Below are 12701 nucleotides of genomic sequence, written 5' to 3' on the forward strand. Positions count from 1 at the left end.
CAGGAATTGCATTAATGAGCTCAGCAAATACTATAGATATTCGTACGCTACGTTTTTTTGTCAGTGTCTTTGATTCGCAAAATTTCTCAGTAGTTGCCCGCCGTGAAGGGGTTTCTGCGTCCATGATATCGAGAACAATTCATCAGCTTGAAGATGCGCTCGGCCAGCAATTGTTCTATCGTAATACGCGTTCGATAACACCGACAGAGGAAGGGCGTTTGTTCTTTACCTATGCGCAACAAATGATTGGGCAGATGGAAGAAGCACAAGCGCAATTACAAGATAAAAATAACGAGCCTTCTGGGTTAGTAAGGATTAATGCACCGGTGTTTTTTGGTCAACGTCATATTGCGCCGTGGCTGGCGACCTTATCGCAGCAGTATCCTAAATTATCCATAGAGCTGATGCTGACCGATGAGTATATTGATCCGTTGCGAGAAGGGACGGATATTCTGTTTCGAATTGGTAATCTAACCGACTCGTCTTTACATGCACGGATTTTTGGGACACAGCGTTACCACCTTGCCGCATCACCTCAATATATTGAAAAATATGGGCTACCTAGTACACCATCGCAATTAACTCAGCACCGATGCTTGGTTTATAAGGGATTTGAAGGGGCAAATCGTTGGTTACTCCGTTTGCCTGATGAGGAGTGGGTGCATTACCCAGTAACGCCCGTGTTAACCTCTAATGATGCCAATGGATTGTTGACCGCGGCATTAAATGGAATGGGCATTGTGTTATTTCCGGATTGGCTATTAGGTAAAGAATTACATCAAGGTAAATTAATTGAACTCTTACCAGAGTATGAGGCAACCATTAATACTCAACCACAGCATATTGCAGCGATGTACCCTAATGTGCGTCACCCCCCACTCAATGTGAGAGCTGTCATTGATTATTTTGTGGACGTCTATGGAGAGCCACTGTATTGGGCTTGATAAGTCCCCGTTGGCAATCGCGGTGAGCGTGATTGCCAATCGGTGATTATCGGTGTTGATAAACCTTAGCCGGGGAAAAACGAATTCATATCGGTGGTTAATAAATTTTGTAGCGCTTGCAAACCTGAAATTAATCGTTGTTCACTATTAATTGCCATAAGCGATAGACGTACGTGTGGGGTTTGCTCGCCATTTGCACAAAAGTAACTGCCGCTAGTGACAATAATGCCGCGATTTTTCGCTTCGAGTGTAAAACGATCCGGTTGCCATTGTGAAGGTAGGGGTAACCAGATGTGATAGCCCGACGCGTGGCAGGTGACTGCCGTAAGTATTGAGCGTGCGATTTTTTGGCGCTCTTGCGCGGTTTCACGCTGCTCGGCTGCCAAATTAAAGGCTTTGCCAGATTCAATCAACTGCGTTGCGGCAATGAAATTGATTGGAGAAGATAACCACATATTCGCTCGAATATGCGCTTGTAATAAAGCGACTTGCCCATTGGGAACTTTTAAGTATCCACAGCGCATAGCAGGGCTGATGGCCTTAGAAAGTGCGGAAATATGAAACGTATAATCCGGTGCAAAATTCGCAATCGGCGCAACAGTCTGTTCATCTAAGAAGCCATAGATATCGTCTTCAATTAACCAAGTATGTGTTTGATTAATCACCTCAGCGATGGCTTTTTTACGCCATTCAGGCATAGAAAGCCCCGTCGGATTCTGATGACGGGGAATGGTGATAACCAGTGCTGGATGGTGCTCATCAATGGCAGCAGTTAATGCGTGCGGGCATAACCCGTGTTCATCCAATGTTACCCCAACAACCTGACGACCGGACATACTTGCGATAGCAAGGATACCGGGGTAGGTCAGCTCATCAACGAGTAAGGTATCTCCCGGTTGACTGAGCGAGTCGATCAGCAGAGATAACGCGTGTTGCGCGCCATTGGTAAGCAGGGTATTACTGGTATTGCCGCCTTGTAAGCCGTATTGCTGTGCCCATTTTACTCCAGCGGCGCGGTGAGATTCATGGCCAGTGTATTCGGTATACCCAATCAGCGAATTGGTTAACTGATCCGCCGACTCGCGGTAGGCGTGTTTGAGTGCGGGTAAATTTTTAGATAAACATGGCTGCAACAACGAGAAGTTGTAGTGGTGCTCATCATCTTCAGGGGCTTGGATGGCTTGATCTAATTCCGAGTGGCCTCGTACAAATGTTCCTTTGCCAATAAATGACTCTACACATCCCTTGTCGTTAAGGAGCTTATACGCTTTTGCGACGGTCGCCGGCGTGGTACCGAGTTCATCTGCTAACAAACGATGAGTAGGAAGCTTGCTATTAGGTTGGTATTCACCGTTATCAATTTTTTTCTCAATCGTTGCGGCAATATGCACAAACTTACTCGTACTCACACTCTCTCCCAAAACTGTCGCGGATAAAATCTGAGGATAACATAGGTCTTTTCTTTTTAAGTCGCTTACATAATATTATTTGATCTATATTGACATAGTTCAATTTGTTGAATAACCTAACTCAAAATAAAGTTTTTTAAAAACATAGTATTGATTGTCGTCGGTGTGTCTTGACTCACTGTTTATTTATTCCCGATTTAAATGTGGCTTTATTGAGTTATGTCAATGTATTGGATGGGATGATTATTCGTGAATGATAGGCACTGTACATCAGTGAATATGATGAGTAACTAGTAATGATTAAAAGGAATACAACATGGAATGGTTAGGTAGTGATATCACAGTGTGGGTGCTGGTAGCCTTGATGGTGTCGGCGTTTGCCGCTGGGTTTATTGACTCAGTGGCAGGTGGTGGTGGGCTCATTTTAGTCCCATCGTTTATTTTGGCAGGATTGCCGCCTCAATTGGCTCTGGGGCAAGAAAAAATCGTCAGTACATTAGGGACTATCGCCGCAATCCGTAACTTTATACGCAATAAAAAAGTCATTTGGACGGCAGTGGCAACAGGTATTCCAGCCGGTCTTTGCGGTGCCTACGCGGGTGCGCAAGCCATTCTCTACTTTGATCCGGATACTATCGGGAAAATCATTCTCTTTATGCTTCCTTTTGGCATCATTTTATCGTTCATTCCTAAGAGAAATTGCAATGGAGACAACCAAACTCCAATCAATAAAACCGTCATTTTATTTGGCGTGCCTGCCGCGGTATTTGTGATTGGCTTTTATGATGGATTTTTTGGACCCGGTACAGGGAGTTTTCTCATTCTTGCTCTGCATTATCTGCTCAAGTTTGATTTAGTGTCGGCTTCAGCAACATCAAAAATGTTTAATTTCTCATCTAACATTGGGGCGCTGATTGCCTTTATGCTCGCAGGGAATGTCATGTATTTGTTGGCTATTCCGCTGGTGGTCATGAATGTACTGGGTAATCATGTAGGGAGTGGTTCAGCGATGAAGTATGGCCCCAAGCTTATTCAACGAACCATCTCTGTGTCACTTAGTCTGCTTATGCTGTCGTTAGGCTATAAGTTCTTACTGTAGCGCGCAAAGTCATAACATTAACGATGCTCGCCACGTGGCTATGGCGAGCCTTGCTAATGTTGGGCATAGATTAAAGAAGTCAGTGATGTGTGATCTATATCACTTTTTGCTAATAGGCCGCTTTTCATATTACGGTATTCGCAGGATAGTGTTTTCATATACGCAGATGTGGTGGAATTGGTAGACACGCTAGCTTCAGGTGCTAGTGGCCTAACGGCCGTGGGAGTTCAAGTCTCCCCATCTGCACCAACTTCATCGGTCGCTCCCGTTCGGGCGGCGGCGAAAAACCTCTAGGAATACTATGAGTGTTGACGAATCTCACCCTGCTTTTCCCGCTTACCAAACCCGTCCCATTACTCGTTATCAACGCGAATCATCATGGCAAGTTAGCGATGACGATTTAATACAAGAAACGCCCGTTGCGATTGCGTTTAACGATATTGCCTATACGGTAATGATGTGTACGCCTCATGATTTAGAAGAATTTGCCAGTGGTTTTGCGCTCACCGAAGGTATTATTGATGCCTTTAAGGATATTCATGATATTGAGATTACCACTCAACATAATGGGATCACGGTGAATGTACTTATCGCTAATCGCTGTGTCGCTCGTTTACAGCAACAGCGCCGCTCAATGGCGGGAATGACCGGGTGTGGCATTTGTGGTACCGAAAAGCTCGACTCGGTTTGTCGTTATCATACGCCTTTGGCCACGCACAGTACTTTTGATATTGAGCGACTTGATCAAGCGCTTGAACAGTTACAACAACACCAAACACTCAACCAACGTACTGGTTCAACTCATGCAGCGGCTTATCTAAACCAAGAGGGAGAGTTAGAAGCGTTGTTTGAAGATGTAGGACGGCACATTGCACTAGATAAACTAGTTGGGTGGATATTGCGTCATCATAAGCAGGGAGGAGCGGTGTTAGTGACCAGCCGAGCCAGTTTTGAAATGGTGCAGAAGGTGGTGGCGAGTGGTATTGAATTCTTATTTGCCGTTTCGGCAGCAACCAGTATGGCGGCTGAGTTAGCCGAACAATTGAATGTGACGCTGTGTGGCTATTGTCGCCGAGGGCGCGCCAATATCTATACCCATCCCGAGCGTTTGCAAGCTAAGCGATAAATATAAACGACATAAGATACAACAAGCCATACGTTGCAAAGGCGTATGGCTTTTATTTTAACTATTTGTTTTTAAATGTATAACTTCTGTTTTAAAGCATTTGGAACATAGTAGGCCAAATGCGTTTTTAGCTTTAGGATCATGATGATCCTAAAGCTTACTATGATGTTGTAATAAATACTGTTTGGCCGCGTGACTGCCCATGTAACGAGCTAAGGTTTTCTCCGGTACGTTCAATAGATCCACCACAATTAATCCATCTAAAGCATCATTAAAATCTGGGTCGACATTAAAACTCACCAGTTTGCCGTTTAATCCTAAATACTGACGCAGCAATACAGGGACACCTTTGCCATCATCAATGCGTGAAATTACGCGGCCGAGTAACTGTAAGTCAGCTAAAGAGGTCAGCAAGCTCGCATTCCATTGCGCGTGCTGAGTCGGCAGTGGATTGGTTGCCGCCACTAACTGAGCTTGCTGAGTATCGTAGTAATGGAGAGTCATAGTATCGGCAAGTAGGCGACGGGCTTGTTCGCTGTAATCATTACTAATACTGACTGGGCCAAAGAGGTGGGTATATTCTGGATGGTGAGAAACATAAGTCGCGATTCCTTTCCAAAGCAGTAATAAAGGCGCCATGGATTTTTGATAGCGGTGATCCACCACAGAACGACCCATTTCGATCGATTTCCCCATATTTTCAATAAACTGGCGATCGTATTGAAATAGTGAGCTGGAGTATAATTCGTTGATATGGCTATGCTCGAGTAATGTATCGACGAGACCTAAGCGATACGACCCCACTAACTGTTGCTCATCGTTATCCCAAATGAACAAATGTAAGTACCGGCGATCGTATTCATCGATATCTAAATCTCTTCCCGTACCTTCTCCGACCATTCGAAAGTTTTCTTCACGGATACGTCCGATCTCTAACAGCATTGAAGGCAGCTTATCCGCTGAGGTACAGAACACATCAAATTGATTATGACTGAGCATTTTATCTTCTGCGGAAAGCTGGTTGAGATCATGCAATAAATCATTCAGCGGAAGGCGTTTAGCAATAGGAATAAGATTTGTGTCGTGGGTGGTTTTATCTCGTTGTTGATTGACCACAGGTTGAAGTAAATAGGTATTAAGTCTTAAATAGTTAACGAGTTGTTGATCACATAAGTGATTGACTTCTTTAAAGCGAATTGTCTCACCTATGGCGAGGTTGATCGTAGAAGCTTGTTTATTGAGTAACTCTCGGCCCAGCAGTAAAGTGCGGAGCAACGGATGAATTTTTTCTGCCATATAAAAGCGATGCGAGTTTTTCCCGTCGATAAAGACAGGAACCGTTTGTGCTTTATGCTTACGCACCAAACGACTGACCGATTGACTCCATTCTTTATCTTCTAAACGGCGCGCTTTACGATCGATTAATTGTGAGACTTCTCCTGCTGGAAAAATCAGTAATAACCCACCTTGAGCTAAATGTTTGTGTGCTTGGCGCATTGCGCCCAAATTTGCTCGTACGGCTTTGCTGCCTTCAAACACATCAACGCCAATAAATAGCTCATCCAGTTCAGGAACGGTTTTTAAGTAATGGTTGGCAAGTATCTGTACGTCACTACGTTTTTGTAGCAGTAACTCGGCAAGAATAACACCTTCAACACATCCTAATGGGTGGTTGGCAACCACCACAGTGGGGCCAGTTTCTGGCAGAGTATTTAAGCTGCCTTTGGTGACTTGATAATCAATATTTAATATGTCTAGAGTAAAACGGAGAAATTGGCGAGTACCACAATTTGCTGGACGTTGAGCATAAAACTTATCGAGCTGACTTAATCCGGTCGCCCATTCAGCAAGATTTTCACCTAAGCCAAAAGGTGTCTTTCGCGGCAATTTAAAAGGACTTGTTGATAGCATGACAACCACCTTACACAGTATGTTTAGTCATAATGCTAGTAAGTGACTGTGTCAGATAAGCTGCAAAACAGTGAGTTTTTTATGACAACGCAACGCGATTGCTGGTAATTGTACTTAGGAGGTATAGAGAAGTGACAGAAGTTACATTATGGTATAGATAAAGGTAAATAACGGTATGCCGTATCGAATACTTTCAAGGGGGAGGCGAAGTATCTGATGCATTTGGCAGACCGTTGTTTACCTTGTGCATTGTTTATAGAATATAATGATTTCTATTTCAAGCGTATCGGAGATTAGTATTTGTGTTTTTTGAATGACTAGTTAATAAAAGCAGCTGTAAAGCTGCTTTTTAGTTAATATCACTACATTAAATAATGGCATTACTTGGTTTCGAATTGATCTTTTACCATGCGATCAAGTAAACGTACCCCGTACCCAGTTGCGCCTTTTGGCTTATTAGGTAGGCCTTCACCTGTCCATGCTGTGCCTGCAATATCAATGTGCACCCACGGCGTGTCATTTTCAATAAAGCGCGCTAAGAACTGGCCTGCCACGCTAGAACCGCCAATACGTGGTTTATTACCATCGTTGCGCATATCCGCGATTTCGCTTTTTAGTAGGCGATCAAATTGTCCGCCTAATGGCAAGCGCCATACCGGCTCTTGTTCTGCTTCACCTGCCGCTGTGATTTTTTCGGCTAACTCATCGTTATTAGAGAAAATACCAGCGATTTCTTCGCCTAGAGCGACGAGAACAGCACCTGTTAAAGTGGCGAGGTCAAACATTGCTTTTGGCTTAAACGTGCGCTGAGTGTATGTCATTAAATCACACAGCACTAAGCGGCCTTCGGCATCAGTATTCATCACTTCGATGGTTTGTCCTGACATTGAAGTCACAACATCGCTTGGGCGTTGTGCTTTATCGCTTGGCATATTTTCAACTAGGCCAAGCACACCAATAGCGTTGACCTTAGCTTGGCGTTTAGCCAGGGCAACCATCAGGCCAGTGACGGTTGCTGCGCCGCCCATGTCTTCTTTCATGGTGTTCATTGATGTGTTTGGTTTTAGAGATAAGCCACCGCTGTCAAAAGTCACACCTTTACCCAAGAAGGCAATCGGTTCGTCACTCTCTTTTGCTCCGGTATATTTAAGTATTACCATTAAGCTTTCATGTTGAGAACCTTGACCAACACCAAGCAAAGAAGTCATGCCCAGCTCACTCATTTGTTTACTGTTCACGACTTCCACTTCGAGATCGTGCTCTTTCAAACAAACACAAAATTGTGCGAAAGACTCAGGATAAACGACGTTAGCGGGTTCCCAAATAAGATCTCGCGTTACTTTTACACCTTCAGCAACGGCTTCTAGCGGTTGATATAGCTCTTGTGCTGCTTTTGGATCATCGCAACCCACAGTCAGATTTTCCAGTACACATTTTGCTTGTAGCTCAGTACGAGTACGGTACTTATCAAAGCGGTAATGACTTAGTTGTACACCGTAAGCAAAGTGAGCTGCTTGTGTATCTGTTTCACTAATGACATGAATATCGGTGAGATTAAATGTCTCGACATGCTTGATAAGCGTGTCTGCAGATTGCTGAATATCGAGTTCTGATGAGCTTTCAACACCAAGTAAAATAACGCGATCTAATTCAGTATGCGTTGGCGCAACGAGATTGACTAACGTATTTTTTTTGCCAGTAAACTGTTCAACGCCCATTGAGCGGGTGAGTGCCCCTTGAGTTTGGTCGTCCAATTTTTGAGCGAGAGTGGGTAGGGGAGTATCTTGAGTGACTAAGAAGACAATGGTTCCCTGCTGCGGTAAAGCAAGTGGAGAAAAAAGTACTTTCATCTGTGCGGTATCCTTACTGATTTTATTATTTTGGGTATTGATAGGCGGTCTTACTTGTTATCTGAGCTCACATGATTGTTGGCATAGCACCTACACCACACGAGAGCACAAGCAGTGTTATCAATACGTATTGCCTAATTAGGGTAAGGGATGGGGGAAAGCTTGGCAACCAGTAAGCGGGATCGTGGCGAGTGAGTCATATGAATAAGTCACTGCATCTTACCCGTCACGTTAGCTGTTTATAGAGATTGGCTTTTGACTCATTGATGGGGGGGAACGACTCATGATGGAATTGAATAGAATTGTTTCGCTATGTAATTACCAGGTACCTTTTTGTCAAAATGGTCAATTATCGACTAAAGTTATCTTGTGAATGTAAGCCACACATCGTGATGAGTATAAAAGTAATAAGATATTTTATACTCATGCTTTGGTAGTAAATATTTTAGAGAAGAAAAATAAAGAGAAAGATGGCGCTCAAAGTGTGTTATTTAGCCATTAAGTCTATTGATTTTAAAAAAAATAATTTTTGATTAAGAAAGTGTTTAAGTGGCTTAAAATAGTGCATTGACACTAATTTCATATGCCAAGTATATTAGCGAAAATTTTACATAAATTAATGATTTTACGGTTTTCTTCAGATTGTGAGATCAATAACAAAATGAACATTCTGACTTTAGAATGACGAGTTTAGGTTGTTAATGGAATAAATATGAAATTTAAAAATCTTAGTGTAGTCAAAAAAATATGGCTAAGTTATTTAGCAGTGCTCGTTACTTTAGGCATCGTTGCGTGCGTTTTAGCGGGCAACTGGAGCGACTTAAACAAAAGTATTGATACACTGACGGAAAAAAGCCTCCCTTCAGTTACCTTGCTTAAAGGTATGCAAGTGGATATTACAATTGTGCGTAAAGATGAATTTTCATTATTACCCAATGCCAATAATCCTAAGTTAGGCCAATGGCTAGACGATTTAGATAAAGTTCGCGCTGGTATACAGCAAGAAATTGCGCATTATGAACGTTTAGACTTAACTGATAATGAAAGACAAGTATTCTCAGAATTTAAAGATCAGTGGTCTAAATACGTCAATGAAACCAGTGAGTATCGTTCATTATTGAGCCAAGGCAACTCACAGCAAGCCAATGAATTAGTGTTGAGTAGCTATACTACTTACACCTCTGCGTATGACAAACTGAAGCAAACTCTAGAGCTGAATGAGAAAATGTCGAGCAGTATTAAAAATACGGTTGTTGCCGAATCACAAGCAACCGTAATTGCTGCTGTGATTGGTATTGGGGTTATTCTTGCTATCATCGCCACTTCCGCCGTTATTCTTTCCCGGGCGATCTGTAACCCAATTAAGAAAGCATTAGATTTCGCTACTCGCATCGCTAATGGGCAGTTAAATAACCGGTTCAATGAAGCAGATCTCACCGAAGATGAGTTGGGACAATTACTGAAAGACTTAGAGAAAATGCAAAGTAATTTGCACGGTTTGGTGTCTGAAGTGAATGATTCGACCATCCAGTTGACGGCAGCCGTCGAGGAAGTTAGCGCGATTGCTTCGCAAACCGCTTCAGGTATGCAAAATCAACATACAGAACTGACATCAGTCGCGTCGGCAATGACGCAAATGCAAGCCGCTGTGGCGGAAGTCGCTCAAAATACTGAGGTGGGAGCAACGACTGCACAACAAGCAACAGACATGGCTGAGCAAGGCTCGCAAACTTTAGATAAAACGGTTGGCGTAGTAGAGAAAATGCATACTGCGGTACAAAATTCCGATGAGTTATCAAAAGAATTACTGAAAAGCTCGAATGATATTAACGTTGTTGTGGATGTGATTCAGGGGATTGCCGAGCAAACCAATTTACTTGCACTTAATGCGGCGATTGAAGCGGCGCGTGCTGGTGAGCAAGGCCGTGGCTTTGCCGTTGTAGCCGATGAAGTGCGTTCGTTGGCTAAACGGACTACAGACTCAACCGCGCAAATCATGGGGATCATTACAACCTTGCAAGAAGGTACCCAAAAAATGGGTGACTCAAGTGCTGAGTGTCAAAATGGCATTCAACAATGTATTGAGCAGGTGGGTGAAGCGAAAGAGCGCATTACAGAAATTGAAGTAGCCGTAGACAGTATGTCACAGATGAGTTCGCAGATTGCGACAGCATGTAGTGAGCAGAATTCGGTTTCTGAAGAATTAAACCGCAGTATTGAGTTTATTAATAGTGCGGCATCGGAAATGAATGAGGGTACCTCGCAAACCGCCGAATCGTGCCAAGAAATTAGTCGTTTAGCTCACCACTTAAAAATGCGTATGGATTCATTTAAATTGTAATATGCTGGGTAGTTAAAAAAGAAATTGAAAAGACCAAGCTTGGCGGCTTGGTCTTTTTTTTATCTATAATTCAGCGAGTAATAATATTCTGTTCGATGCTACGTTCGCGTTGACCACAGACATTTGTGTTTTTTTCGATGCAATGAATTGGTCATAACTCCTTCATATATCTGTCAAGAAACCATGTTCACATGGATCCATATGAGTATTAATTACTGGAATGAATTGTCATGGTACACACGCCCAATTCTGGCAATGAAAAATTATTGTCGGTTGTTAATTTACGTAAAGCTTATCGTGGAAAGAAAGAAGTGATAAAAGGGGTTGATTTCGATCTTTACGCGGGTGAAATGGTCGCGATTGTTGGTCAATCAGGGGCAGGGAAGTCGACGTTATTGCATATGCTTAATGGCACAGTCGACAGCACGTCTGGCCACATAATTGGTTTTCCGCAAAGCGATGACCCGCAATATGTCGAAAAGCTCAGTGGTAAAGGCATGCGTGAGTGGCGAACGCAATGTGGCATGATCTTCCAAGATTTCTGTTTAGTACCTCGTTTAGATGTTGTGACCAACGTATTACTTGGACGCCTAAGTCAAACCAGTAATATTCGCTCGCTACTCAAACTGTTTCCTCAAGCCGATATTGATCAAGCCATTCAGCTATTGGAATGGATTGGCTTAATTGAACACGCCATGCAACGGGCGGAAAACCTTTCTGGTGGTCAGAGTCAACGTGTGGCAATTGCACGTGCGCTCATGCAAAACCCACGTGTATTACTCGCCGATGAACCGGTGGCATCCTTGGATCCTAAAAACACACATCGTGTGATGGAAGCGCTCCAAGAAATTAGCCAGCAGGGCATTGCTGTTATGGTCAACCTTCACTCGATTGAATTGGTTAAGCAGTATGCGACACGTGTCATTGGTGTGGCCGAGGGCAATATAGTTTATGACGGTTCGCCGGAAGGGCTAACGGCGGATATCCAGCAATTAATTTATACCCAACAAGCTGTCGCGTAGTCGCAGCACTTTCAGTAATTAAAGGAATGATTTTATGAAGCAAGTACTTTCTACTCTTGCTCTGGGCGTTATGATGACGTTTAGTGCAGCCAGCCAAGCACAAACACCAAAGACATTAAATCTAGGGATTCTTGGCGGTCAGAATGCGACTCAGCAAATTGGTGATAACCAGTGTGTGAAAGACTATTTTGATAAAACACTGCATGTTGATACGAAACTACGTAATTCTTCGGATTACTCGGGCGTTATTCAAGGTTTAGTGGGCGAAAAAATCGACATGGTTCTGAGTATGTCACCTTCGTCTTACGCTTCTGTTTATCTACGTAATAAAGATGCGGTCGATGTAGTGGGTATTTTGACTGATGATAAGGATCAATCAAAAGGTTATCACTCAGTTGTCGTCGTACGCTCTGACAGTCCTTACCACTCTTTAGATGATCTTAAAGGCCATTCATTTGGTTTTGCAGATCCTGATTCTACTTCTGGCTTTTTGATTCCTAATCATGAGTTTGCAGAAAAATTTGGTGGCTCAAAAGATGATAATTATGATCATTTCTTCTCTTCTACTACTTTCTCTGGTGGTCATGAGCAAGACATTTTAGGTGTACTTAATAAACAGTTTGCTGGTGCGGTAACCTGGACGTCAATGGTTGGTGATTACAATGAAGGCTATACCGCAGGTGCCTTTGGCCGCCTAATGCGTATGGATCACCCTGATCTGATGAAGAACTTACGAATTGTCTGGCATTCAGATTTGATCCCGAATGGTCCGATTTTGGTACGCAATAATTTACCGTCTGATTTTAAAGATAAATTGGTAACAGCGATTAAAGATCTTGATAAAAATCATCACGATTGCTGGGTTAAAGCCGTGGGCGGTGAGCAACATATCTCACCTGCAAGCGTTAAAGATTACGCGAATGTTATTGCACTAAAACGTGAGCTAATGAACGGCGATCGTTAATTTGTTATCTACTAACTCTGACTGAGCGTTCTCAG

General features: G+C 43.1%; 9 protein-coding genes and 1 tRNA gene. 7 read left to right on the forward strand and 3 right to left on the reverse strand.

Annotated features, from left to right (window positions below):
• Nucleotides 1-14 precede the first annotated feature (14 nt).
• Nucleotides 15-944 carry a LysR family transcriptional regulator gene (locus OCU30_RS02045; RefSeq protein WP_077315368.1) on the forward strand — a complete coding sequence of 310 codons (930 nt, stop codon included), beginning with the start codon at nt 15-17 and terminating at the stop codon, nt 942-944.
• A gap of 65 nt (nt 945-1009) precedes the next feature.
• Here OCU30_RS02045 and OCU30_RS02050 read toward each other — a convergent pair whose 3' ends face one another.
• A complete protein-coding gene (locus OCU30_RS02050; RefSeq protein WP_077315369.1) occupies nt 1010-2353 on the reverse strand; it encodes an aminotransferase-like domain-containing protein in 1344 nt (447 codons plus the stop codon).
• 316 nt (nt 2354-2669) lie between these two features.
• Between OCU30_RS02050 and OCU30_RS02055 the strand changes: the two genes are divergently transcribed.
• The 3 genes from OCU30_RS02055 to fdhD all read left to right on the forward strand — a co-directional run bounded on the left by OCU30_RS02055 (nt 2670) and on the right by fdhD (nt 4578).
• On the forward strand, nt 2670-3452 hold the full coding sequence (locus tag OCU30_RS02055; RefSeq protein ID WP_077315370.1) for a TSUP family transporter: 783 nt from the start codon (nt 2670-2672) through the stop codon (nt 3450-3452).
• Between the two features lie 162 nt (nt 3453-3614).
• Nucleotides 3615-3701 (forward strand) — tRNA-Leu (locus OCU30_RS02060).
• Nucleotides 3702-3753: 52 nt separating this feature from the next.
• Complete coding sequence (gene fdhD / locus OCU30_RS02065; protein WP_077315371.1) at nt 3754-4578, forward strand: formate dehydrogenase accessory sulfurtransferase FdhD; 825 nt, start codon at nt 3754-3756, stop codon at nt 4576-4578.
• Nucleotides 4579-4728: 150 nt separating this feature from the next.
• Here the strand turns inward: fdhD and OCU30_RS02070 are convergent, their stop codons facing one another.
• Together OCU30_RS02070 and OCU30_RS02075 are read right to left on the reverse strand one after the other, a co-directional pair.
• Nucleotides 4729-6489, reverse strand: a complete 1761-nt coding sequence (locus OCU30_RS02070; protein ID WP_077315372.1) for a lysophospholipid acyltransferase family protein — start codon at nt 6487-6489, stop codon at nt 4729-4731.
• 380 nt (nt 6490-6869) lie between these two features.
• Entirely contained in the window at nt 6870-8339 is a 1470-nt protein-coding gene (locus OCU30_RS02075) for a leucyl aminopeptidase (protein ID WP_077315373.1), read from the reverse strand.
• Nucleotides 8340-9051: 712 nt separating this feature from the next.
• Here OCU30_RS02075 and OCU30_RS02080 point away from each other — a divergent pair.
• The 3 genes from OCU30_RS02080 (at nt 9052) to phnD (ending at nt 12666) form a co-directional block, all read left to right on the forward strand.
• On the forward strand, nt 9052-10680 hold the full coding sequence (locus tag OCU30_RS02080) for a HAMP domain-containing methyl-accepting chemotaxis protein (RefSeq protein WP_077315374.1): 1629 nt from the start codon (nt 9052-9054) through the stop codon (nt 10678-10680).
• Nucleotides 10681-10910: 230 nt separating this feature from the next.
• Complete coding sequence (gene phnC, locus OCU30_RS02085) at nt 10911-11702, forward strand: phosphonate ABC transporter ATP-binding protein (RefSeq protein WP_077315375.1); 792 nt, start codon at nt 10911-10913, stop codon at nt 11700-11702.
• 34 nt (nt 11703-11736) lie between these two features.
• Nucleotides 11737-12666 carry a phosphonate ABC transporter substrate-binding protein gene (phnD, locus tag OCU30_RS02090; RefSeq protein WP_077315376.1) on the forward strand — a complete coding sequence of 310 codons (930 nt, stop codon included), beginning with the start codon at nt 11737-11739 and terminating at the stop codon, nt 12664-12666.
• Nucleotides 12667-12701: the final 35 nt, after the last annotated feature.

It is taken from the genome of Vibrio palustris (assembly GCF_024346995.1).
In the GTDB taxonomy this organism is placed as follows: Bacteria; Pseudomonadota; Gammaproteobacteria; order Enterobacterales; family Vibrionaceae; genus Vibrio; species Vibrio palustris.

Coding starts and splice junctions, on each gene's coding strand:
- OCU30_RS02045 (WP_077315368.1), top strand. CDS start 15: ATGAGCTCAGCAAATACTATAGATATTCGTACGCTACGTTTTTTTGTC.
- OCU30_RS02055 (WP_077315370.1), top strand. CDS start 2,670: ATGGAATGGTTAGGTAGTGATATCACAGTGTGGGTGCTGGTAGCCTTG.
- fdhD (WP_077315371.1), top strand. CDS start 3,754: ATGAGTGTTGACGAATCTCACCCTGCTTTTCCCGCTTACCAAACCCGT.
- OCU30_RS02070 (WP_077315372.1), bottom strand. CDS start 6,489: ATGCTATCAACAAGTCCTTTTAAATTGCCGCGAAAGACACCTTTTGGC.
- OCU30_RS02075 (WP_077315373.1), bottom strand. CDS start 8,339: ATGAAAGTACTTTTTTCTCCACTTGCTTTACCGCAGCAGGGAACCATT.
- OCU30_RS02080 (WP_077315374.1), top strand. CDS start 9,052: ATGAAATTTAAAAATCTTAGTGTAGTCAAAAAAATATGGCTAAGTTAT.
- phnC (WP_077315375.1), top strand. CDS start 10,911: ATGGTACACACGCCCAATTCTGGCAATGAAAAATTATTGTCGGTTGTT.
- phnD (WP_077315376.1), top strand. CDS start 11,737: ATGAAGCAAGTACTTTCTACTCTTGCTCTGGGCGTTATGATGACGTTT.